This is a genomic window from Hymenobacter metallicola (assembly GCF_004745645.1).
Taxonomy (GTDB): Bacteria; Bacteroidota; Bacteroidia; order Cytophagales; family Hymenobacteraceae; genus Hymenobacter; species Hymenobacter metallicola.
The window spans coordinates 1,025,467-1,048,339 of the sequence record NZ_SRMB01000002.1; the positions used below are offsets into that span (position 1 = coordinate 1,025,467).

At 61.8% G+C, this 22,873-nt stretch carries 21 protein-coding genes and 1 tRNA gene; 13 read left to right on the plus strand and 9 right to left on the minus strand.

The genetic code is table 11. The annotated features are described in order from the left end of the window. Positions 1 to 28: 28 nt before the first annotated feature. From E5K02_RS14980 to E5K02_RS15000, 5 genes are all read right to left on the minus strand, one after another. The gene (locus E5K02_RS14980; RefSeq protein ID WP_240737289.1) at positions 29 to 466 is read right to left on the minus strand and encodes a DUF983 domain-containing protein; all 438 of its coding nucleotides are present in this window, start codon (positions 464 to 466) and stop codon (positions 29 to 31) included. Between the two features lie 101 nt (positions 467 to 567). Further along, positions 568 to 1,755 carry an MFS transporter gene (locus E5K02_RS14985; RefSeq protein ID WP_135395863.1) on the minus strand — a complete coding sequence of 396 codons (1,188 nt, stop codon included), beginning with the start codon at positions 1,753 to 1,755 and terminating at the stop codon, positions 568 to 570. A gap of 154 nt (positions 1,756 to 1,909) precedes the next feature. Next, positions 1,910 to 3,094, minus strand: coding sequence for an efflux RND transporter periplasmic adaptor subunit (locus E5K02_RS14990; protein WP_167856417.1), 1,185 nt, complete (start codon positions 3,092 to 3,094; stop codon positions 1,910 to 1,912). Positions 3,095 to 3,120: 26 nt separating this feature from the next. After that, complete coding sequence (locus tag E5K02_RS14995; RefSeq protein ID WP_135395867.1) at positions 3,121 to 7,497, minus strand: CusA/CzcA family heavy metal efflux RND transporter; 4,377 nt, start codon at positions 7,495 to 7,497, stop codon at positions 3,121 to 3,123. Positions 7,498 to 7,733: 236 nt separating this feature from the next. Next, a complete protein-coding gene (locus E5K02_RS15000) occupies positions 7,734 to 8,150 on the minus strand; it encodes a hypothetical protein (protein ID WP_135395869.1) in 417 nt (138 codons plus the stop codon). A gap of 140 nt (positions 8,151 to 8,290) precedes the next feature. Between E5K02_RS15000 and E5K02_RS15005 the strand changes: the two genes are divergently transcribed. From E5K02_RS15005 to E5K02_RS15015, 3 genes are read left to right on the plus strand one after another with little or no spacing between them, the layout of a single operon-like run. Then, positions 8,291 to 8,638, plus strand: a complete 348-nt coding sequence (locus E5K02_RS15005; protein WP_135395871.1) for an ArsR/SmtB family transcription factor — start codon at positions 8,291 to 8,293, stop codon at positions 8,636 to 8,638. A gap of 27 nt (positions 8,639 to 8,665) precedes the next feature. Then, entirely contained in the window at positions 8,666 to 9,244 is a 579-nt protein-coding gene (locus E5K02_RS15010) for an ArsI/CadI family heavy metal resistance metalloenzyme (protein ID WP_135395873.1), read from the plus strand. 50 nt (positions 9,245 to 9,294) lie between these two features. Then, a complete protein-coding gene (locus tag E5K02_RS15015) occupies positions 9,295 to 9,723 on the plus strand; it encodes an arsenate reductase ArsC (RefSeq protein ID WP_135395875.1) in 429 nt (142 codons plus the stop codon). Positions 9,724 to 9,780: 57 nt separating this feature from the next. On the opposite strand, the gene E5K02_RS15020 is transcribed toward E5K02_RS15015, so the two are convergent. Beyond that, the gene (locus E5K02_RS15020) at positions 9,781 to 10,413 is read right to left on the minus strand and encodes a DUF6134 family protein (RefSeq protein WP_240737291.1); all 633 of its coding nucleotides are present in this window, start codon (positions 10,411 to 10,413) and stop codon (positions 9,781 to 9,783) included. 30 nt (positions 10,414 to 10,443) lie between these two features. Continuing rightward, on the minus strand, positions 10,444 to 11,244 hold the full coding sequence (locus E5K02_RS15025) for a DUF547 domain-containing protein (protein WP_135395877.1): 801 nt from the start codon (positions 11,242 to 11,244) through the stop codon (positions 10,444 to 10,446). 242 nt (positions 11,245 to 11,486) lie between these two features. Here E5K02_RS15025 and E5K02_RS15030 point away from each other — a divergent pair, with 242 nt between their 5' ends. The 5 genes from E5K02_RS15030 to E5K02_RS15050 all read left to right on the plus strand — a co-directional run bounded on the left by E5K02_RS15030 (position 11,487) and on the right by E5K02_RS15050 (position 15,907). Beyond that, positions 11,487 to 12,179 carry a TIGR04283 family arsenosugar biosynthesis glycosyltransferase gene (locus E5K02_RS15030; RefSeq protein ID WP_135395879.1) on the plus strand — a complete coding sequence of 231 codons (693 nt, stop codon included), beginning with the start codon at positions 11,487 to 11,489 and terminating at the stop codon, positions 12,177 to 12,179. Continuing rightward, positions 12,179 to 13,177 carry an NAD-dependent epimerase/dehydratase family protein gene (locus E5K02_RS15035; protein ID WP_135395881.1) on the plus strand — a complete coding sequence of 333 codons (999 nt, stop codon included), beginning with the start codon at positions 12,179 to 12,181 and terminating at the stop codon, positions 13,175 to 13,177. Before E5K02_RS15030 ends, E5K02_RS15035 begins: the two co-directional genes overlap by 1 nt. Continuing rightward, positions 13,170 to 14,060, plus strand: a complete 891-nt coding sequence (locus tag E5K02_RS15040) for an SDR family oxidoreductase (protein WP_135395883.1) — start codon at positions 13,170 to 13,172, stop codon at positions 14,058 to 14,060. The genes E5K02_RS15035 and E5K02_RS15040 overlap by 8 nt, the downstream gene beginning before the upstream one ends. Before the next feature lie 128 nt (positions 14,061 to 14,188). Further along, positions 14,189 to 15,235 (plus strand): arsenosugar biosynthesis radical SAM (seleno)protein ArsS, encoded by a 1,047-nt coding sequence (arsS, locus tag E5K02_RS15045; protein ID WP_135396032.1) that lies wholly within the window; start codon positions 14,189 to 14,191, stop codon positions 15,233 to 15,235. A gap of 57 nt (positions 15,236 to 15,292) precedes the next feature. Continuing rightward, on the plus strand, positions 15,293 to 15,907 hold the full coding sequence (locus E5K02_RS15050; RefSeq protein ID WP_135395885.1) for a TIGR04282 family arsenosugar biosynthesis glycosyltransferase: 615 nt from the start codon (positions 15,293 to 15,295) through the stop codon (positions 15,905 to 15,907). A gap of 122 nt (positions 15,908 to 16,029) precedes the next feature. Here the strand turns inward: E5K02_RS15050 and E5K02_RS15055 are convergent. Continuing rightward, positions 16,030 to 16,102 (minus strand) — tRNA-Met (locus tag E5K02_RS15055). A 250-nt stretch (positions 16,103 to 16,352) separates the two neighbouring features. Here E5K02_RS15055 and E5K02_RS15060 point away from each other — a divergent pair. Next, positions 16,353 to 17,516 (plus strand): alpha/beta hydrolase, encoded by a 1,164-nt coding sequence (locus tag E5K02_RS15060; protein ID WP_135395887.1) that lies wholly within the window; start codon positions 16,353 to 16,355, stop codon positions 17,514 to 17,516. Between the two features lie 76 nt (positions 17,517 to 17,592). Here the strand turns inward: E5K02_RS15060 and E5K02_RS15065 are convergent, their stop codons facing one another. Then, positions 17,593 to 19,467, minus strand: coding sequence for a BamA/TamA family outer membrane protein (locus tag E5K02_RS15065; protein WP_135395889.1), 1,875 nt, complete (start codon positions 19,465 to 19,467; stop codon positions 17,593 to 17,595). Positions 19,468 to 19,615: 148 nt separating this feature from the next. Here E5K02_RS15065 and hemW point away from each other — a divergent pair, with 148 nt between their 5' ends. From hemW to E5K02_RS15080, 4 genes are all read left to right on the plus strand, one after another. Then, complete coding sequence (gene hemW / locus E5K02_RS15070; protein ID WP_135395891.1) at positions 19,616 to 20,758, plus strand: radical SAM family heme chaperone HemW; 1,143 nt, start codon at positions 19,616 to 19,618, stop codon at positions 20,756 to 20,758. Positions 20,759 to 20,927: 169 nt separating this feature from the next. Continuing rightward, positions 20,928 to 21,347 (plus strand): hypothetical protein, encoded by a 420-nt coding sequence (locus E5K02_RS25575; RefSeq protein WP_167856418.1) that lies wholly within the window; start codon positions 20,928 to 20,930, stop codon positions 21,345 to 21,347. After that, the gene (locus E5K02_RS15075) at positions 21,344 to 22,054 is read left to right on the plus strand and encodes an alpha/beta fold hydrolase (protein WP_262709854.1); all 711 of its coding nucleotides are present in this window, start codon (positions 21,344 to 21,346) and stop codon (positions 22,052 to 22,054) included. Before E5K02_RS25575 ends, E5K02_RS15075 begins: the two co-directional genes overlap by 4 nt. Positions 22,055 to 22,072: 18 nt before the next feature. Next, positions 22,073 to 22,837, plus strand: coding sequence for a cyclase family protein (locus E5K02_RS15080; RefSeq protein WP_135395895.1), 765 nt, complete (start codon positions 22,073 to 22,075; stop codon positions 22,835 to 22,837). The last annotated feature ends 36 nt before the right edge of the window (positions 22,838 to 22,873 follow it).

Consider the following 22,873-nt stretch of genomic DNA (forward strand, 5'->3'; position numbering starts at 1 on the left):
GCCAGTATTCCTGACAGCGGGGCTTCACTTACAAAACGGCGGGGGCGTTGGAGCGGCCTCGTTGGGAGGAGTCCGGTTCAAGCCGCTGATAACTAGGGTCGTACTTAATCCCACCGAACAAATAAAGCATGATGGCCCGGGAGTAGCGCAGCGTGGCCGGGGCCGTGATGAGCACCAGAGCCGTGACGATGAGCACGTAGACCCACACCGAGGGGTTGTTGAACAGGTAATAAGCCGCTACGCCGCCAATGGCAAACCAGGCCACCGAAAAAGCATAGCTCACAAACATGGCGCCCCAGTAAAAGCCCGGCTCGGGCTCGTAAGCCACGCTGCACACCGGGCAGCGCTCGGGCATGATGGCATACTTGGTAAGCTTGTAGCCCGGATATGAAAACAAGGACCCTTGGTGGCAGCGCGGGCAGCGCAGATCGAGCAGGGCCAGGGTAGACGATTCGATGGGTTTCATAACGCAGAAAGTCTGGACGTAAGTAACACTACAAAAGTACCTACGGTGCCCACGCCAAATAAGACACAAACCCGCGCATCTACCGCACAAATCAACGATTCTTAGCCCGCCACGGGCTGGGCTACCGGCTCGGGCTGGGCCTTGCCGGCGTGCAAGCGCACCAGGGCCAGGGCAAAACCGGCCCCGGCCAGCGCCAGACCCACGCCCACCAACGCCGGGGACGTGTAGCCCCAGCCGGCCGCTATGGGCAGACCGCCCAAAAACGCCCCGAGGGCATTGCCAATATTGAAGGCTGCCTGCGTCACGGAAGCGCCCAGGGTTTCGGCACCCTTGGAGGCATTGATCATCATAATCTGGATGGGCGCGGCCACGGCCAACGAGCAGCCCCCGGCAATGAACGTCATCAGAATAGACAGCGCCCGACTTTCCGCCACGAAGTAGATAATTAGCAACGTGGCAGCCATGGTCAGCAGCAGTACCAAACTGGCGTTGAGCGGGTTGAGCCGGTCGGCCAGCTTGCCCCCCACCACGTTGCCCACCACCATACCCAGGCCAGCCACCATCAGAATGTAGGGCACTTGGTCGGCTTCAAAGCCGGAAACCTCGGTGAGCAGGGGGGCAATGTAGCTGATCCAGCAAAACAGCCCGCCGGTACCAATGGCCGTGAGCAGCACAATCAGCCAGGTTTCGAGCTTGTTGAAGGCCTTCATCTGCGCCGCAATGGAGCCGTTCTGCTCGGGCTCCAGGGCGGGCAGCACCAGTTGCACGGCCAGCACCGTCAGCAGCCCAATGAGGCCCACGCCGGCCAGGGTGTAGCGCCAGGAGTAGTAGTGACCGATGTAGGTGCCGATGGGCACCATGAGTAGGTTGGCCACGGTAAGGCCGGCAAACATGATGGAAATGGCCTGGGCCTGCTTGCCCTGCTCAGCCAGCCGACTGGCCACCACCGAGCCCACTCCGAAAAAGGCCCCGTGCGGCAAGCCTGACAACAGCCGGGTAACGAACAGAACAGTGTTATTGGGCGCAAAAGCCGACAGTGTGTTGAATACCGCGAAGAGCAGCATCAGCAGCATCAGCATTCTTTTGGGCGGCACGCCCCCGCCCACCACGGCCAGCAGCGGGGCCCCGATGACCACGCCCAGGGCGTAGCCCGAAATGACGTAGCCCACCTGCGGAATGGTGACCTGGAAGTCGTGGGCAATATTGGGCAGCAGCCCCATCATCACAAACTCGGTGGTGCCAATAGCCAGCCCACCCAGGGCCAGCGGCAATAATTTCGTTTTCCCCATCTAGGTAGTGCAGGCAACTATGAATGAAAAGCACCACTCGGCCGCTCGGATAACGAAGCAGCGCAGGCGGTACAACTGTGGGGAATTGGCAGGTACAGGGACGGATTCCCGGGTGCCGGAGCGGCTACCCAGCTTGGCGCAAGGCTACGCCGGGCTATTCTTCCTGCTGCTGGCCCTTGCTGAGCTCGGCTTCCAGGAAGTAGGCCCCACGCCGCACGAGTTGCAGCGTGTCGGGCAGCTCGTCGAGGGGCCGGATGGCCACGTCGCCGTTCTGCACGGAGCCCGTTTGAACGCGGTAACGCCGGAAGTGGTTTCCGGTTTTTCCCACCCGGGCAAATACATAGCTCAGCTCCCCGGCCTGAATAACAGCCTCCTCGGGCAGGGTGGGCTGCCGGGCGCCGCCGGTCTGAATCTGAGCCGCCACGTACTGCCCGGGCAGCACCGGGGCCTTGTTGTCGTCGAGGTGGGCGTGCACATTCACGGTGCGGGCTTCCCCGTCGAAGTCTTGGCCGATGAGGTAGATGTGGGCCGAAAACTCCTGGGGTACCGAGCTGCTGGGCACCTTAAACAGGATCTTCTGGTCTTTGCGCAGGCGGGCAATGTCCTTCTCGAACACCTTGAGCTCCAGGTGCAAATCGGCGTGGTTGAGGATTTCGATGAGCACGTCCTGGGGGTTGGCGTACTGCCCGGGGTTGATGTTAACGGCCTTCACAAAGCCGCTGAGCGGGGTCGTCAGGGCCACGTTGGGCGTGAGTGAGGACGCCTTCAGTCGTTCGGGCACCAAGCCCAGCAGGCGCAGCTGTCCGGCCAGGGCCCGCTCGGTGGCCTGCTCGGTGGCGTAGTCGGCCTGGGCCTGCTGGAGCTTGCGCTTGGCTCCCACGTCTTCGGCGTCGAGGGTTTGCTGGCGCTGCAACTCCTGGCTCAGAAACGTGAGCCGGGCCCGGGCCTGCAAATATTCCTGCTGGAGCTTGAGGTAGTCGGGGTGGCGCAGAATGGCCACGACCTCCCCCTTCTTCACCTGCTGACCGGGCAGCACATCCACCCGCTGCACGTAGCCGCCCATAACGGGGCTGATGGACACCCGGTTCTGGGGCGGCACGTCCACCACGCCGTTGGCCAGCACGTTGGTGGTCATGTTCTTGTGGGTGAAGCCGCCCAGCTCGATACCGGCCGCCGCCAGCTGGGCCGCGCTGATGCTTACCTCGTCGGGGGAAGCCGGGGCAGCAGGAGTTTCGGCAGCCGGCGTGGCCCGGTTTTCGGCCTGACTACCCGACTGACAGGAGCTGAGTGCCACACTGATAAGAAGTACCGCCAGGGCGGCGGCTGAAGAACGATTCATGCGAAAAAGCAAAGAGGAAGCTGCCATTATTCGGTAGCGGTAAGAGTTTGGAGGGCAATAACCAGCTCGTTGTACTGCCGGGCCTGGTCGAGGTGGGCCTGCTGAATCTGCCAGACGGGCTCGGTGTTCACCACGTAGGTCACGTAGTCGATGTCGCCGGCCCGGAAGCTTTTCTCGGCCGTGGTCAAAATGAGGCGAGCCTGGGGCAGGGCCGTTTGCTCGTAGTAGCGCAGCGAGGCCCGGGCCCGGGTCAGCTGCTGGCGCAGGGCCACCACCTGCCCGTGCACCTGGGCCGTGGCGTAGGCCAGCTCCGAGGCGGCCACCTGCTCGCCGAGCTGGGCGGCGGCAATGCGGTTTTTCTGCACCCCGCCCAGCAGCGGCACCGACACGCCCACCTGCCCCACCTGGAAGCCCCGTTCTTTATTGATGGTCTGGGTGAAGTAGCCGGCCCGCACCTCGGGCAGGCGGCGCAGCTTTTCCACCCGGGTCTGCTGCTGACTGGCCGCCACCTGCTGCTGCAAGCCGGCCAGCGTGGGGTTGGCCTCGGGGGTCAGCAGCACGGTATCGGCGGCAGATAGTAGCACCGTCAGGCTGGCGGTAGTATCGATGCTGACCGGGCCGCCGGTGTTGAGCAGCACGCCCAGCTGCTGGCGCTGCACCTGCACGGCGGTGCGCAGCGTAGCCAGCTGATTGTGCAGCTCCTGGGCCCGGGCCTCGGCCGACACCTGCTCCAGGCGGTTGGTTTCGCCGGTGCGGTAGCGGATGCTGGCCGCCCGGGCGGCCCGGCGGTAGAGGCTGTCCTGCCGGCGGAGCACGGCCAGGCGGCGGTAGTCGGTCAGGAGCTGGTAGTAGGCGCTGCGAATGGCCTGACTCACCTCCCGGCGCTGACTCCGGGCCCGTTGCTCGGCCGTCAGTACCTGGGCTTCGAGCAGCTTGCGCTGGGCGGCATACACCTGGGGCAGGGCGCTTTGCTGCACCACGTTCAGGCTTTGGTCGCGCAGGGGCCCGGAAATCTGGCCAAACTGGTAGTCCACCGAAGTGCGGGGAATGTCGTAGCCGGTGCGGGTCAGGGCCCGTTGGCGCTGGGTTTCCAGGGTGGCCGTTTGCAGCAGCAAGCTTTGCTGACCGCCCAGCTGCAGGGCCTGGTCGAGGGTGAGCGGCGTAGCGAGGGGCTGGCTTTGAGCCCGGGCCGAGTGCGGCATCAACGTCAGCAAACTGCCCAGCACCAGCAGCACTGCTCCTAGCCGGCCGGCCGAGGCGAAGCTAGCGGGTTCGTGCTCGGGCGAGTCGTCGGTGGGGCTAGGCTCCCCGTCTTTGGTAAACAGCGTGTAGAGCACCGGCAGCACGACCAGCGTGAGCAGGGTAGCCGAAATCAGTCCGCCAATAACCACCGTGGCCAGGGGCTTCTGCACCTCCGCCCCGGCCGACGACGACAAGGCCATAGGCAAAAACCCGAGCGAGGCCACGGCGGCCGTGAGCAGCACCGGCCGGAACCGCTCGGAGGTGGCGTGCAGCACCCGGGCCTGCACGGCCCGCACGCCGGTGGCGGCAAACTCGTTGATACTGGCTACCAGCACAATCCCATTGAGTACGGCTACCCCGAATAAGGCAATAAAGCCCACGCCCGCCGAAATACTGAAGGGCATACCCCGCAGCCACAAGGCCAGAATACCGCCAATGGCCGCCAACGGAATACCGGTGAAAATCAAAGCTGCCTGCTTCACCGAGCGGAAGGACAGGTAGAGCAGCAGGAAAATGAGCAACAAGGCCACGGGCACGGCCACCTGCAGGCGGGACTTGGCCTGGAGCAGGTTTTCAAACTGCCCGCCGTAGGCCACGGTGTAGCCCGGGGGCAGCTTCAGGTGGGCGTTGAGCTGCTGCTGAATGTCGGCCACCAGGCTTTCCACGTCCCGGTTACGCACGTTCACCCCGATGTTGATGCGGCGCCGGGCATCGTCTCTGGACACCTGCATGGGCGCGTTGCGGAAGGCCACGGTGGCGATTTCGCCCAGCGGAATTTTCTGCCCGCCGGGCAAGTCCACGTAGAGGCTGCGCAAGTCATTGATGCTGCGGCGGTTGGCGGAGTCGAGACGGAGCACCAGGTCGTAGCGCCGCTCCCCCTCGTAGACCTGCCCGGCCACGTCGCCGGCGAAGGACGCCCGCAAGAGCGTGTTCAAATCGGCCACGTTCAGGCCGTAGCGGGCCATTTTCTGCCGGTCGTAGCTTACGCGCAGCTGGGGCAGGCCCACAATCTGCTCGACTTTCAAATCGCCCACGCCCGCCAGGGGCCGGATGAGGGTAGCGGCCTGGGTAGCTTTTTCATAGAGCAAGCCCAGGTCGTCGCCGTAAATCTTGATGCTGATATCGGACTTCACCCCCGAAATCAGCTCGTTGAAGCGCATCTGAATGGGCTGCTGGAATTCCAGCGTAATGCCGGGAATACCGGCCAGGGCGGCCTGCATTTTATTGGCTAATTCCTCCCGCGAGCTGGCCGAGGTCCACTCCTTTTGGTCTTTGAGCACCACTATCTGGTCGGAGTCTTCCAACGACATGGGGTCGGTGGGAATTTCCGAGGTGCCGATTTTGCCCACCACCTGCTCGATTTCCGGGAATTTCTGCAGCAGCACCTTCTGCACCTTGGTAGTGGTGGCAATGCTTTGGCTGAGCGAGGAGCCGGGCTTGAGCGTCACGTTCACGGCGAAGTCGCCCTCGTCGAGCTGGGGCACAAACTCCCCACCCATGCCCAGAAACACCACCACGCTCAGGGCCAGCAAGGCCAGGGCCCCGGCTACCACGGCCCGCCGCCACTGCAGAGCGGCCGTAATCAGGGGCCGGTAGCCGCGGTAGAGGAACTTCATCAGCCGGTCGGCGAAAGTGCCTTCCTCTTTGATATTCTTGCGCAACGCCCAGGCCGATACGGCCGGCACGTAGGTCAGACACAGCAGCATAGCTCCGATAATGGCGAAGCTCACGGTCAGGGCCATGGGCCGGAACATCTTGCCCTCGATGCCGGTCAGGGCCAGGATGGGGAAGTACACAATCAGGATGATGAGCTGCCCGAACAAGGCCGAGCGCATCATGCGGGTGGCGGCCGTTTCGGCCACGTAGTTCATGCTTTCAATTTCGGCCTGCCGGCGGTGGTGCACCAAGTGAAAAATCATGGCTTCCACGATAATCACGGCCCCGTCCACAATCAGGCCGAAGTCCAACGCCCCCAGACTCATCAGGTTGGCCGACACGCCGAAGGTACGCATCATGCCCAGGGCAAAGAGCATGCACAAGGGTATCATGGAGGCCACCACCAGACCGGCCCGCAGGTTGCCGAGCAGCACCAGCAGCACCACGATGACAATGACGCCGCCCTCCACCAGGTTGCTGCTCACGGTATGAATGGCCTTGTCAATCAGCTTAGTGCGGTCCAGAAACGGCTCAATTACTAGGCCTTTCGGCAGCGTGGCCTGGATTTCGGCTACCCGCGCCTTCACGCCCCGAATGGTTTCCTCGGAGCTGGCTCCCTTGAGCATCAGCACAATACCACCCACGGTTTCACCCCGGCCGTTGCGGGTCATGGCCCCGTAGCGCACGGCCTGCCCAAAGCCGACCCGGGCCACGTCGCGCACCAGCACGGGCAGTCCTTCGGTGTGCTTCACCACGATATTGCCCACGTCGTCGAGGGTCCCGACCCGGCCTTCCCCCCGGATAAAGTACGCGTTGGGTCCCTGCTCTAAGTAAGAGCCGCCGGTATTGGCGTTATTAGCCTGCAAAGCCGCGTACAGCTCGGCCAGAGACACGCCCGCCGCATTCAGCCGCTCCGGGTTCACGCTGACTTCGTACTGGCGCACGGCCCCGCCGAAGCTGCTCACGTCCACCACGCCCGGCACGCTGGAGAGCTGGCGCTTGACTATCCAGTCCTGCACGTCGCGCAGCTGGGTCAGGCTGAACTTCTTCTCAAAGCCCGGCTCGGTCCGAATCGAGTACTGGAAAATTTCGCCCAAGCCGGTGGTAATGGGGGCCATTTCGGGGTGGCCGGCGTCGGGACTCAGGCTGCTTTCGGCGGCCTTGAGCTTTTCGGCCACCAGCTGCCGGGTCAGGTAGGTATCGGCCTCGTCGCCAAACACGACGGTAATAACCGAGAGGCCGAAGCGGGAGGTCGAGCGAATTTCCTGCACGCCGGGCACGGTGCGCAGCTGCTGCTCCAGGGGCACGGTGAGCAGCTGCTCCACTTCCTGGGCAGCCAGGGCCGGGCTCTGGGTAATGACCTGCACTTGGTTGTTGGTAATGTCGGGAATGGCGTCGAGGGGCAGATGGGCCGCCGAGTAGCCCCCCCAGGCAATGAGGCCCAGCACCAGCAGGGCCACGAAAAGCTTGTTGCGGATGCTGGCCGCAATAATCTTGGTGAGCATAAGCAAGGGGATGGTAGTTCCTTAGCCCAGCCGCCAGCAGCTGATGGCTACGACGCGGCTTTCCCACTCCCGTTTCGGAATGGCAGGCGAAGGCAACAAGAGAAAATAGACTGCGGCGGCCTCACAGGCCCCAACAACCCCATTGCCGGATATAGTAATCGGGCGGGTCAGCAGTCAGAAAACAGGAATAACGTCGGCCACAGCGGCTCCAACGGTATTCCTAACCCAGAGGCAAGCTAAGCCCGGGGCGGCTGCAACAGACTGTTAGCCAAAGCAAAAGCATACAGCGGCCGGGGCGAGGCCCGGTATACGGCCGCCGGCCGCAGGGGGCGACAGGCCAGCACGGTAATGCGGCTGGCGGGTACGATATAGTCGAGGTTGGGAAAGTTGTGCTGCCCGCGCAGGGGCAGGTTGTCGTGCTCCTGACTGTGGCGCACGGCCCGCACGTACTGGTCGTGGCGGGTGCTGGCGGCCCCGTAGTGCAAGCCCAGAAACTGGCTTACCGACAACTGGCCCTGGGTGGCGGCCGCGTGGGCACGGAAGTGCTGTACGAGCTGCGGCAGCTTGCTCAGTTCCTCCACATCGTTCTGCGGAACCAGGCTGCTCACCAGCATGAGCACACTCAGGAAAAGGGCGAAGGCAGGTCGTATCACAGGGTGCAAAGATACGCAGGTCAACTCGTTTTCAGTGTTCAGGTCCTATTTCTGTACTTCGCTCCTAAGAAAAAAGGGAACGGGAATAACCAGATATAAAACTATGTCGTATATTTACGACATACTTCATAGCTTCTCGAATGACTTACGCCAAAACCACCGCCTTCACCGACGAACAGCAGCAACTGGCCCGGGTAGCCAAAGCCCTGGCCCACCCGGCCCGGGTGGCTATTATCCAGCTGCTGGCTTCCAAAAAGACGTGTATCTCCGGCGACATTGCCGCCGAGCTGCCGTTGTCGCGCACTACCGTTTCGCAGCATCTGCAGGAGCTGAAAGCGCTGGATCTGATTCGGGGCGAAATCGAGGGGCTGACGGTGTGCTACTGCCTGAACACGGACCTGCTGCGCCAAGTGCACGAGCAGTTTACCTCCTTTTTCACCGGGGCCACCCACACCGACGTCTGCGCCCCGGGCTCGGCCTGCTGCTAAGTTTTTCTCACCTAACCCTTTTATAGTATGGAAACCAGCGTTTTTCCTCGCATGCACGTCTCCCTGTACGTGTCCGATCTGACGGCTACTGTCAACTTCTACACGGCCTTTTTCGGGCAACCGGCCACTAAAATCCGCCGGGGCTACGCCAAGTACGTGCTCGACCGTCCCTCCCTGATTATCTCCTTCGTGGAAAACCCGGAGCGCGTGGCCAGCAACTTCGGGCACCTGGGCTTTCAGGTGGAAACCGTGGCGGAAATGGAGCAGCGCTTGGCAGTGGCCCACCGTGCCGGTCTGGTGGCCCGGGAAGAAATGGGCACGAGCTGCTGCTACGCCAAACAAGACAAGTTCTGGGTAAACGACCCTGACGGCGTGGAGTGGGAGGTGTACTATTTCCACGAAGATGCCGAGTTCAACGACCCGCGTTACCAAACCGAGTACGACCAGGCGGCCACTACCAGCCAGTGCTGCATAGCGCCGGCAGCCCAGCAGCCGGCCGTAGCGGAAGAAGTGCTAACCACGGCTCCCATGGCCTTTACGCTGGTGGAAACCACGCCCGCCCACACCACGGCGGCCAGCTGCGCGCCGGGCGGAGGCTGCTGCTAAGCCCCCGAACGGGACCGGGCTCAAGCACTACTACTCTCTACCTGTCAGGTATGTCCGAAAAGAAACTCGTGCTGGTGCTCTGCACCGGCAATTCCTGCCGTAGCCAGCTCCTGCACGGCTACTTAACCCAGCTACTGGGCGCCCAGGCCACGGTGTATAGTGCCGGCGTTGAAACGCACGGGGTGAACCCGAAAGCGGTACTGGTGATGCAGGAAGATGGGGTAGATATTTCCCATCACACCAGCAACCACGTGGACGAATATGCTGCCCTGCCCTTCGATTACGTCATGACGGTGTGCGACCATGCCCGCGAGGTTTGTCCGGTCTTCCCCTCCTCGGCGACGCAGCTGCACCACAACTTTCCGGACCCGGCCAAGGCCACTGGCACCGCCGAGGAAATACTCGGGCAGTTCCGGCGCGTGCGCGACCAGATAAAAGCCTACGCCCAGGAGTTTGCTAAGCAGTACTTCACCCAATAGTGCATCACCCGGACTGGGCCAGCTACATTTCAGCAAGGGCTACCCGGCGGGAATCTCTCACGGCTGTAAACGGATAATAAAGTTCTTCAGTGGGTTCTTCTTGATGATGGTGACCAGTTGCCCGTTGGCGTAGTGGTACTCATCCTCCCGCCCGTCGCGTCGGGCCCGGTAGGTAGCCGGCGCCGGCGCCCGACTCAGGCTGAAATAGTCGCCGAAGTATTCCGCATATGCCTTGGCACGGTTGCCCGGCTCGCCAAAAAACAGGTCAGTGACGGCGTAGGTAATGGGCTGCTTTTCGATGGCGCGGTACTGGTGCTTGTACTGGCTGGCGACAATGTCGTAATGGTCGTCCTTCCACTCGGCGCGGGAGGCGAAGTCGCCCTGGTTGGTGCGGGCCTCTACCGTCGAGAGCAGTAGCTGCCCGTTGCGGAAGCGGTTGACTACCTGGTAGTAGACCTTGAGATGATAGAACAGAATGTTCACTTTCACGTCGCTCACCAGCGTCGAGACGACTTCGCCGCCGGTCCCGTAGCGGCGCGTGGCCGTCATGGTGCCTACCGGCACGCCGGCTACTTCAATGCTGTACCGGCGCGTCTCGGGGGCCGGGAGCGCCTGAGCCAGAGCCGGGCCAGGCACCACCAGCCCAAGTAGCAGAAGCGACTTCAGCGCGCGGGTAAGCAGCCGGCTCATAGCACCTTGCGTAGCAGCGGATGGGCGGCTCTACTGGGCATTGAGCTGCCAGTTATAGTCGAGGTAGGTAACCTTGGTGGCATTATCCATTTTGGTCGCCGCGTACTTGTTTACCCAGCCGACGACCGTTTGGCCGTTGCTCGTCCAGTCGCCTTTGTACCAGTCGAAGTACTTGGAGAGCTGGGCCGTGGCTTTGCCGGGCTTGTTTTTGCCGGGGTCGTTCAGAAAGTCGCGGCCTTGATCGTCGAGCTGGCTGTCGAGCTTGGCGGCAGTGTAGGCTTCGTTGCGCAGGCGCGGGCACGACAAAGAGGCGCACACCAGGGCAAAATGAATGCGGGGGTCGTCGTAGTTCTTGCGCAGGGTGCCGTGCTCAATGTTGTCGAGGCTCATCTTGGTGCCCCCGATGCTGAAAAACTTGGCGGCCCAGGGCGTAGTGACGAAGGGAATCTTGATTTTCGAGCCAATATCCTTGATGCTCTGCACGGGGTAATGGTCCAGAATCAGGCGAATAGTGTAGGCATTGTAGGCATTGATCCAATAGGCCATTTGCTCGGCTTTGCTCCAGCTGGCAGCCGGCGGATTTTTGCTTAACAGGTTCAGGTACTGATTGAAGGCATTCTGATCGGCTTTCCAGCCCTTGTAATCAACCAGGCCTTTCGCGTTGACGTGCTTCTTCAAGAGCTTATCGAAGGCGCTGTGGTCGATACCGGCCGCCGTAGCCCGCATGGGCCGAGCAGAGGGTACCCCGGGCACAGCTGGCGGGGCAAAGGCACTGGCTAGTAGCAGGGTGCTGGCAGCGGCAGTCAGGCGGCAGAAAGAAGAAATGGTCATTGGCAGCAGAGACGTTGACCACCATATACGTGCCTGGGCCCGTGGAAAGATGTAGCCCGGGCAAACCCCTCGGCAGCGCCTTATCGTACATGCCTCACCGGCCCTTGGTCCTGCGCTTTGCTCTAGCGCTCTGGGCTTGAACTGACGGGATTTGCACCCGACCTTGAGGAGAATCTCAGAGGAATAGCTCTTCTTTACGTACCTGAAAAAGAGAATTCTGGGTTCCCTCTTACCTTGCTTGCATGAGGCTCAGCGTTATTATTCCCACCTACAACGAAGCCGCTACCATTGCCAGACTGATCGGCCAGCTACGCCAGCACGATCCTGCCCGGGTCGTGGAAATACTGGTAGTCGATGCCAACAGCCCCGACGGTACCGCCGAGCTGGCCCGCCAGGCCGGGGCCACGGTACTCACGTGCAGCAAGCCCGGCCGCGCCGCCCAAATGAACCACGGGGCCCGGCACGCCACCGGCGACGTGCTGTACTTCGTGCACGCCGACGTAGAGGTTCACCCGGAGTATGTGGCTACTATTCGCCAAGCCGTGGCCCAAGGTTACGAGGCGGGCTGCTACCGGTTCCGGTTTGCTTCCCGCCATCTGCTGCTGCGCCTGAACAGCTACGGCACCCGTTTCCAGGGCATCATGAGCCGGGGCGGCGACCAAACCCTGTTTATCACCCGCCAGCTGTTTGAGCGCCTGCGGGGGTTCGATGAGTACTACGTTATTATGGAAGACTTCGACATCATCCGGCGCATCCGCCAGCAGGCGCGCTTCCTGATTGTACCCAAAGACGTAGTTGTGTCGGCCCGCAAGTACGAAACCAACAGCTGGCTCCGGGTGCAGCTGGCTAATCTGACGGCTTTTTCCCTGTTTTTTCTCAACGTGGCGCCCGCCCGCATTGCCCGCACCTACAAAGCCATGCTCAACTACCGCTGATGCTGCCCACCGTGCTTGTCACCGGCGCCGGCGGCTTTTTGGGTCGTCATCTTGTGCAGGAGCTCCTGCTGCGGGGCTATGCGGTGCGGGCCCTGGTACGCAGCACGGCGGGCCCCGCGGCGTTGCCGCCCCTTGCATCATTGCCCGTGGAGGTATGGGAAGGCGACATCAGCCAGCCCGCCAGCGTGGCCGGGTGCGCCGACGGCTGCGGAGCCATTATTCACGCCGCGGCCCTGGCCCAGGTACACCCGGCCCGCAACCCGGCCGTGTGGGCGGTGAATGATACCGGCACCGCCACCGTGCTGCAGCTAGCCCAGCGGGCCGGCGTGGGCCGGTTTGTGTACGTGGGCACGGCCAACGTCTTCGGCTTCGGCACCCGCCGCCAGCCCGGCAACGAAACCACTCCCTTTGCCGGCCACCGCTACGGCCTCGATTACATGGACAGCAAGCTAGCTGCTACCGAGCGGGTGCTGCGGGCCGTGCGCGAGTGGCAGCTACCGGCCGTGCTGGTGCACCCTACCTTCATGCTCGGCCCCGGCGACGCCAAACCTACCTCCAATGCCCTGCTGCTGGAACTCTACCGCGGCAAGCTGCCCGGCTACCCGGCCGGGGGCAAAAACTACGTGCACGTGCGGGATGTAGCCGTGGCCACCGTCAATGCGCTGACCCAGGGCCGGGTGGGAGAATCCTATATCCTGGGCAATCAAAACCTGAGCTACGGCGAAGCCTTTGCCCTGATGGCCCGTCTGATGAACGTGCGGCCCCCCTCGCGCCGGCTACCGCCCCTGCTGGCCCGTCTCTACGGAGCCGCTTGCGACGCCAAAACCCGCTTTACCGGCCGCCCGGCTCAGCTCAACTCGGCCATGGTAGCCGTGGCCAACGACGAGCATTACTTTAGCGTGCACAAGGCCCGGACGGAGTTGGCCCTGCCTCAAACCGCGCTGGAGCAGGCTATTCTGGAAGCTTTTCACTGGTTTAAAGCGCATAACTATGCCTGACCCCCAGCCAGTTTCGGCCCCAGCCCCTACCCCGACGCCGGAACTGCCGCCGCGGCCAGCCAGTGTTGCCCAAGGCTTATTTGCCGGCAAGGTCGCCATTATAACGGGCTCCGAATCCGGCATTGGCCGGGAAACCGCCCGGGCCTTGTGCCAGCAGGGCGCCGCCGTGGTCCTCAACGGCCGCAATGCCACGCGCCTGGCCCAAACCCACCAGGAATTTGAGCGGGCCGGCCTGCGCGTAGCCAGCTGCGTGGCCGACGTTACCGACTACGAAGCCTGTGAAACCCTGATTAACACGGCAGTCCAAACATTTGGGCGGCTGGACATTCTGGTTACCAACGCCAGCATTTCCCAGCGGGCCTACTTCGCCGATATGCAGCCCCAGGTATTTCGGCAGGTGCTCGACAGCAACATCTACGGCACGGTGTATCCGCTGAAGGCGGCGCTGCCCTATCTTACCCACACCCGGGGCAGCGTCACGTTCATTTCCTCTATTTCGGCCCTCAATGGCATGCCCAGTGGCTCGGCCTACTGTGCCGGCAAGGCCGCCGTGGCCAATCTGGCCCACACCCTGCGGCTGGAGCTGGCCCACACCGGTATCCACTTCGGGGTGGTGCACATTGGCTTTACTCAGAACGACCCCGACAAGCGGGTGCTTGATGCCACTGGGCAGCCCGTACCCATTGCCCACCGGCCGCCCCGCTGGCAGAAAACCCAGGCCGAAGTGGCCTCCATCATTCTCCGGCACATTCGGCGCCGGCGGCAGCGCACGGTTATTTCGGCTCTGGGAATGCTCATTGCGCTGGTACACACCTACTTTCCCCGCCTCGGCGACTGGATTGTGCTTGCTACAATTCGCCGCCTTCGACATTTTTATGAATAACGATGGCGCTAAATCGACATTCCATTTGTTTTCGTACATCTGGAGCGTAGGCCGGATAAGCCGGGGCCCGAAATCTGCGGACTTGCTCATCCTAATGCCCAGCCGTCGTCTTTCTTTTCTCGCTGATGATTAAGTCCCTGAAGGCCACTGGCCACCAACTCGCCGACTCCGACTTTCAGCTCACGGTGCTGCGGCGCGAAGTGGCCGACACGCTCCACCTCCCGCTGTTTCATGAGAAGCTGCGCGGGGCCAGCCTGTTTCCGCTGACGCCCGTGGCGCCGGCTGTGCTGCAAATCAACGTGGGCAAGATGTGCAACCAGGTGTGCCGCCACTGCCACGTCGATGCCGGCCCCGACCGCAAGGAAATCATGACGCGGGAAACCATGCAGTACTGCCTCGATGCCCTGGCCCAAACCGACATTCCGACGGTAGACCTGACCGGCGGCGCCCCCGAGATGAACCCGGATTTCCGCTGGTTTGTGGAGGAAGTCAGCAAGCTGGGCCGCAAGGTGCTGGTGCGCTGCAACCTGACTATCATCGTGGCCAACAAGAAGTACCACGACCTACCCGAATTCTTTAAGCGCCACGGCGTGGAGGTGGTTAGTTCCCTGCCCTTCTACAGCGCCGACAAAACCGACCGGCAGCGGGGCGACGGGGTATTCGCCGATTCCATCCGGGCCCTGAAGATGCTCAACGCCGTCGGTTACGGACAGCAAGGCTCGGGGCTGGTGCTCAACCTGGTGTATAACCCGGCCGGCGCCTTTTTGCCCGGGGGCCAAAAGGGCCTGCAGGAGCAGTTTAAGCGCGTGCTGCTCAAAGACCACGGCATTGTCTTCAACGAGCTGTTTGCCATTACCAATATTCCTGTCAGCCGCTACCTCGACTACCTCATCGAGTCGGGCAACTACGCGGGCTACATGGAAAAGCTGGTTAACGCCTTCAACCCTGCGGCGGCGGCCGGCGTGATGTGCCGCAACACCATTTCGGTGGGCTGGGACGGGGGGCTTTACGACTGCGACTTCAACCAGATGCTGGACCTGCACGTGGCCAGCCCCGTGCGCCACATCCGCGACTTTGACGCGGCCGCCCTCAGCCAGCGGGCTATTGTCGTCAACCAGCACTGCTACGGCTGCACGGCCGGCGCCGGCTCTAGTTGTGGGGGCACCGTGGCCTAGCATTAGCACCGCCCAGCCTGTACTCTTTTTTCCTAACTCGCCTATTCTCCTGGCCCCATGGCTGACCATCTGCTGATTTTTGCCCGTCACCCCGAGTTGGGTCAGGTGAAAACGCGCCTGGCTTATACGGTCGGGCCCCACGAGGCCCTGCGCGTGTACCGCGACTTGCTGGCCCGTACCCATGCCGCCGCCAATGGTGTTGCAGCTACTAAAACCCTGTGGCTGGCCGGCAACCCTCTTGCTACCGACACTACCTTTTCCTCCTGGACTGGCTATACCCAACGCCCGCAGCCCGCTGGCGACTTGGGGGAACGGATGCATCAGGCCTTTGTAGCTGCCTTTGCAGCTGGAGCCACTACGGCTATTATTATCGGCACCGATTGCCCGGAGCTGGGTTCGGCTCACCTCCAAGCAGCCTTCCAGTACCTCACCACCCACGACGTAGTAGTGGGCCCGGCCCTCGACGGGGGGTATTACCTGCTGGGCATGCGCGCGCCAATAGCCGAGTTTTTTCGTGATAAAGCCTGGAGTACTGCCTCAGTGCTGGCCGACACCCTGGCCGATGCCCGCCGGCTGGGCCTTAGCGTAGCCCAACTGCCCGCTTTGCGTGATGTAGATACGGCCGACGACCTGCAGGCCTGGCAAGCGCGGCGCCTTCCGGCTACTTCGTAGTTAGCCGACCAGCAAGGAACCCAGACTGCCTTCCCCGCAGAGACGCCCGTAGCCGCTTTACTCGATAAGCCGCCTAAAGCAAAAGGCCAAGCAGTTCAGAAGAACTACTTGGCCTTTCTAGGTAGCGGGGACAGGACTCGAACCTGTGACCTTTGGGTTATGAGCCCAACGAGCTACCAACTGCTCCACCCCGCACTGTTTGGTGATGCAAATGTACGAGGGTTTTTTACAATTGCTGCATAGCTGGCTAAAGATTGGCTTTGCAGGTAGGCTTTACCCTGAGTATCAGGGAGAATATTTTTTCACTCCCGCTATACCTATGCGCTTACCAGGGCTTCATAACCGACGCTAGTCTAGTAAACCTACCTGTAGTTAGTGCTGAGCTAAACCATGCGCGGGGCCGTCCGTAAGCTCATCTATTCCGCACGTTTATCTCAACCACACCATGACATCTTCTTCTTTGCTCACAACTGGCCGGCTGGCCAGCCTCGCTACCGCTGTTTTTCTTTCTACGCTGGGATTATCTTCCTGCAATAGCGGCCAATCGTCTGAAACGGCGGAGAGCAGCTCGGCTCCTACGACGGAGGCCTCCGCTGATTCCGGCGCTACGGCCGCGCCCAAGCCGGTAGCGCCTGCCGGTCCAGCTCCCGCTTGGGCTCCCAACATTGGTCCGGAAATGCTGACCGTTATTGAAAAGCTGGCTAGCCTGCAAGGACCCACGCCACCTGAAACCCTTACTCCTGCTGAGGTACGCAAAGCACCCTCGGCCACCGATGCCACGATGGCCGTTATGAAGGATTTCGGGATTCCAACTCCACCCTCCCCGCTCGACACAGTAAGCAAGGAAGTGGCCCCGGGGGTGAAAGCCCGCATCTACACGCCTAAAGGAGCCACGGGCCCGCTACCAGTAGTGGTGTACTACCACGGCGGCGGCTGGGTTATTGCCAACCTCGACACGTACGACCCCTCCGTGCGGGCTCTGGCCGAGCAAACCAACGCTATTTTCGTATCAGTAGCCTACCGGCAGGCCCCCGAAAACAAGTTTCCTACGGCCCACAACGACTCGTTTGCAGCCTACCAGTGGGTGCTGAAAAATGCGGCTTCGATTAACGGTGACCCCAAACGCGTGGCGGTAGCCGGCGAAAGTGCGGGCGGCAACCTGGCTGCCGCTGTGTGCATGATGGCCCGCGACAAAGGCGTGCAACAACCCAAACACCAGCTGCTGGTTTACCCCATTGCCGACTACAGCATGAACACGCCCTCTTACCAGAAGAATGCCCAGGCCAAGCCCCTGAGCAAACCTTTTATGGGCTGGTTTTTCAAGCACTACCTGCGCACCCCGGCTGATGGCAACAGCCCGCTGATTTCGCTGGTAAAGGCTCCGAATGTGAAAGGCCTGGCGCCAGCTACGGTTATCACGGCCGGCATCGACCCGCTGATGAGCGAGGGCAAAGCCTACGCCGATAAGCTGCAGGCCGCCGGTATTGCGGTGAAGTACCAGAACTACGACAACGTGACCCACGAGTTTTTCGGCATGGGCGCGGTAGTACCTCAGGCCAAAGAAGCCCAGGCTCTGGCTGCCGGCGAGTTGAAAAGCGCGCTGAAATAAGGCGGCTTCGCATTTGCGCCTTACAAAACAAGGCCGCTCCTACGCAGGAGCGGCCTTGTTTTGTTCTACGGCCCGGCTAAAACCGGCTGGTGATGCCGAAGTGAATCTTGGAATTGCTCAAGGACATCTGCTGATTCTCGGAGCTGCCGACCGAGTACACGAACTGAAACAGGCCGGCGCCGGTCCGAAAGCTCAGGCCTGCCCCCAGGCCCGTCGGAGTGTCCCGGCTTTTATCGTTCTGCAAATCGCGCCGCAGATAAGCCTGGTCGGCAAAGACGAAAACATAGGAGTCGGCGCCGGTGAACTGGCGGTATTCCACGGTTCCCACGCCGTAGGTGTTGGCATAGAAGGCGTACTCGTTGAAGCCCCGCAGCGTAGCCAGCCCCCCGATGCGGAACATGTCGTTCAGAAACAGACGTTGGTTGACCAGGGACGCGCCGCGCAACCGGGTGAGCAGCACCCCGCCCCTGCCGATGCGGTAGTAGCGCTCCAGCCGCAGACCCAGCGTAACCTGGGTGGAGCGCAACGGTACCCGGTTATAGAGCGTGTCATTCAGGTCGGCGTTTTTGCTGATGCGCTTGGTACCGACGGCCGCCTGCCCGGCCGCCAGAAAGCCCCGGCGCGGGAAGAGCAAATCGTCGAGGCTGTTCCAGTTGTAGTCGAGGCCGTAAGAGGTGTACTCCGAATCGACGTTGTCGGGCAGCTTTTCGAGCCGGCGCAGGGCCCCGGCGCTGTCGGCCAGCAGGCGGGAGCTGCGCCGCTCCGTGAAAAAGGAAATGCGCCCGGCCCGTACCGTCGGGTACGTTACCTGCACCCGGGGCTGCAACGTCAGAAACGAGTTGGACTGCTTGTACAGATTGAAGGTGCCGCCCAGCTCCAGGGGAGTACCAAAAAAGTTGGGGTGTACATAATGGGCGTCCAGTAGCTGAGACAGTGCATCGAGCTTGCGCCACTGCAAGCCTATCTGCTTGCCGCCGCCGCTGAGGTTGCGCAGGTTGATAGTCACGTCGCCGGTGAGCTGCACCTTGCTTTGGCCCGGCGCTGGCGAGGAGTTAGGCAGCACCCCCACAATAGCGTCGAACTGATTAGACGGCCGGTCTTCCAGCAGCAGGTACACCCGGGCCCGCCCCTGGGCAAAGCGGACTTCGGGCTCGGCTTTCACCTGCAGATAGGGCAGTTGCCGCAACAAGCGGCCGACGGCATCAACGCGCTGCTGGTTGTAGGGCTGATTGGGAAATATCTGCAGGTATTTGGTCAGAAACCGCTTTTTCGTCTTGGTCTTGCCCACTATCTGAATTGAGTCGAACACGACCGCCCGGCCCCGGTCGAGCAGCACCCGGCCGGTAATATCGGCTCCGCGTAGCTCCAGCGAGTCGAGGCGGACGGTAGCAAAGGGGTAGCCCTGGTTTTCGGCTTCGGCCAGAATGTTCTGTTGCAGCTTGGCCCATTCGGTCGGCTCGAAAGGCTTGCCGGTGAAAAACCGTTCCCGGTAGCCGGCCCGCGTCAGCAGCCCGTCGCCGAGGTTGCCATTGCGCAGACGGGCCCACCGAAACTTCTCCCCCACGTAGAGCCGCACCCGTAGCGTGTCGTGGCTCCAGCGCATGCCGTCGGCCGAGGCCGTCAGGTACGCATCGGCCTGCAACGCCTGCACAACGTCGCGCACCGTCCGAAAAGCCGCCAAGGAATCAGAAACGGTGGTTTGATACCGGTAGCGCCGCAGCAGCGCCCGGTCGGCGGCCTCGGTATCCAGGCGAATGAATTTGCGGCTGGCGCTACGGAGCACTTTGCGGGAAAGCGAATCAACCTTGGTGGTAGCCGGCGGCAGCGGCGGTGTTTGCAGGGCCGGCTGGTTGGGCACGGGCAACGTCGGCGTCTGCGCCCGCGCGGGATTCAGCCCGGCAAGCAAGAGCCAGCCGCTCAGCAGCAGAAAAACAAGGGCGCGGGCGTACATTTGGCAATACAAACGCGAAACCGCGCTTTTAATTTCCCGAAAATACGCGGCCCCGTCCGTTTGCCAGCCCCGGTAGTGAACGAACCACCGGCCCGCCGCTGTTTTCTGTCGTTACGCCTGCCTATCTGAGCGGCCCTTTCTCCTTTTCATGGCTGGAATCTACCTTCATATTCCCTTCTGCAAGCAGGCCTGTCACTACTGCGACTTCCACTTCAGCACCTCCATGGGTCTGAAAAGCAAGCTGGTGGAAGCCCTGGTGCGGGAGCTGGAAATCCGCCGCGACTACCTGGGCCCGGAGGCGACGCTGGAAACCATTTACTTCGGTGGTGGCACGCCTTCCCTGCTGACCGAGGCCGAGCTGGACGTGCTGTTCGAGGCCATTCACCGGCATTTTCGGGTGGCCCCCGACGTGGAAATAACCCTGGAAGCCAACCCCGACGACCTGACGCCCGCCAAGCTCCGGGAGCTGGCCGCTTCGCCCGTCAACCGCCTGAGCATCGGTCTGCAAAGCTTTCACGAGCCCCACCTGCGCCTGATGAACCGCGCCCACTCGGCCCAGGAGTCGACGACGGCAGTGCGCGCGGCCCAGGCGGCGGGCTTCGAGAATATTTCCGTGGATCTGATTTACGGGGTGCCGGCGCCTGACCACAGCCTGTGGGAGCAGGATATGGCCGCGGCCTTCGCTCTGAACGTGCCCCACCTGTCCTGCTACGCCCTGACGATTGAGCCCGACACGGTATTTGGCCGCAAGCTGCGCAAGGGCACCTTCGCGGCCCCGCCCGATGACTTTGTGGCCCGGCAGTTTGAAATGCTGCTGGCCAACCTCCCGGCCCAGGGGTATGAGCAGTACGAAATTTCCAACTTCTGCCGCCCAGGCCGGGAATCGCGCCATAATTCCAATTACTGGCGGGGCGTGCCTTACCTGGGCTTAGGACCCAGCGCCCACTCCTTTAATGGCTACAGCCGCCAGTATGCCGTGGCCAACAACCCGCAGTACGTAAGCAGTGTGCTGGAGCTGGGCGAGGTGCCGGCCACCGTGGAAACCCTCACGCCCACCGACCGCGCCAACGAATACCTGATGACTTCTCTGCGCACCAGCCGGGGCTGCGACCTGGACTATCTGCACCACACCCTGGGCACCGACTTGCGCACCGACCGCGCGGCTTACCTGCAGGAGCTGCAGCACAACGGCTGGGCCACGGTGCGCGGCCCCCAGCTGGTGCTTACCGATCGGGGCAAACTGCTGGCCGACCAGATTACGCTTGAGCTGTTTCTGGAACCCCAGGAGTAGTCTGATCCTGAGCCGAGAACTTGCTACCCAGTAGGCTGGTTCTTTGCCCGTAGCCTAACTACTTCCCTTTTAGCTGCTTGTCTAAATCAGCAGAAACGGCTGCCAGCAAAATCCGCGAAATCTGCTTCATTCGCTTAATCTGTGCCCCGGATTTACGTATGTTCAGAAGATGAAACGCCTTGTTGATGCTTTGGTGGATGACACCGACTTTTTTGTCGAGCAAGTCCAGATTACCGCTATTGTCTTTGACAACACCGACGACGTAACGGTGTGGGCCACCACGTTTTTCGACGACGACATTCATTTTTTTCACTTAGGCCTGCAGTTCCCGACGCTCGACCTGCTGCTGCGCCTGGCCGGGCTGCGGGCCGAAGCCTTACAGGAGCAAGTAGCCGAAGCCCTGGCCACCGTCACCGACTGGCCCTGCCTGCTGGAATACACCACCGAAGACTCGCCCCCGGTACCGCTGGACGGCGTAGCTATGAAGCTTTCCTGCACCTACCCGGCCGACGAGCCCGAGGAGGACGAGGACAGCATGCCGCACAACATCTTCTACCTGGAAGGAGTGTTCATGCGCCTGGAACCGTGAAATGGCTGGTTTTCCTCCTGGCCCTAACCTGGTTTTCTATGCCCGCTGCTGCTTCGTCCCGCGTGTTTTACTTGTTGCCCGGCCTGGGAGCCGATGAGCGGGTATTCAAAAACCTGCTCCCCCTGCTGGAAGGCGAGAAACACGTGTTGCCCTGGCTTACGCCCGAGGCCGACGAAACCCTGCCCCACTACGCCGCCCGCATGGCTGCAGCCGTTCCCGCCGACCGTCCCTGCTTTCTGGTGGGCGTCTCGTTTGGGGGCGTCATTGCCCTCGAAATTGCCCGCCTCCGTCCCCAGTCCCGGGCCGTGCTGATTTCCAGCATCCCCGACGCCGACTGCCTGCCCCGGCTTTTACGCCTTATTCGGGGTACTAGGGCGTACAAGCTGTTTCCGCCCCAGTGGCTCAAGCTGTTCCCCCGGGCCGGGCAGTGGTATTTTGGGGTCAACAACGGGGAAGAATACGAGCTGTTTCGCCAGATTCTGCGCGACATGGAGCCCACTTACACCCGCTGGGCCATTCACCGCCTGCTGCACTGGGACAGTAGCAACGTGGGCCACAGCATTCAGCTGCTGGGAACCCACGACCGGGTCTTTCCACCTGGTCCTACTCCCGTTGAGCATCTTATTCCGGGGGGTACCCATTTCATGGTCGTTAGCCACGCCCCCGAAATAAGCCGGATTCTGAATGCACTGCCGGTAGAAAACTAACTACTTACCTCCACCTGCTTGGAACCAACTGCTACCTACACTCACCTCGGCCGCACCTTTGTCTTTAACCCCGCGGCACCCCTGGACATTTCCCTGCCCCTGGCTCCCGGCCCCGGGCAGGTTAACTGCTGGTGGGCTGAGCCGGTGCAGTTCGACGTTATTCGGGTCGGCAGCTTTGTGGGTAGCGTAGCCCTGGGCGGCAGCACCAATTACCAGCGTGTGCACCTTACGCCCCACGGCAACGGCACCCACACCGAATGCTACGGCCACATCAGCCCCGAACCCGAAGCAACGCTTAACCGCTGCCTGCACCGTTTCCTGTTCGTAGCCCAGCTAGTGTCGGTAGCGCCTCAAGAGCAGGCCAATGGCGACCTGGTTGTGATGCTGGCCGATGTGCAGCCCCTGCTGGAAGCGGGCATAGCGAGGCCCGAGGCAGTGATTTTACGCACACGGCCTAATGACCCGGCCAAGCGCCACCGGCAGTATTCCGGCACCAACCCCACTTACTTGGAACCCGCTCTGGCGCATTATCTCGCAGCGCAGGATATTCAACACCTCTTGCTCGACCTGCCCAGCGTCGACCGGGAAGAAGACAACGGTGAGCTGCTGGCGCATCATGCCTTCTGGCAGTACCCCGAGCAAACCCGTACCGCCAGCACCATCACCGAGCTCATCTTTGTGCCCGACTCGGTAGCGGATGGCTTCTATCTGCTCAACCTGCAGATAACCAGCCTGGAGCTGGATGCCAGCCCAAGCAAGCCCGTATTGTACGCACTAACCTGATTACTGAAGGCTCTCGATGAGGAGCAACGCAAAAAG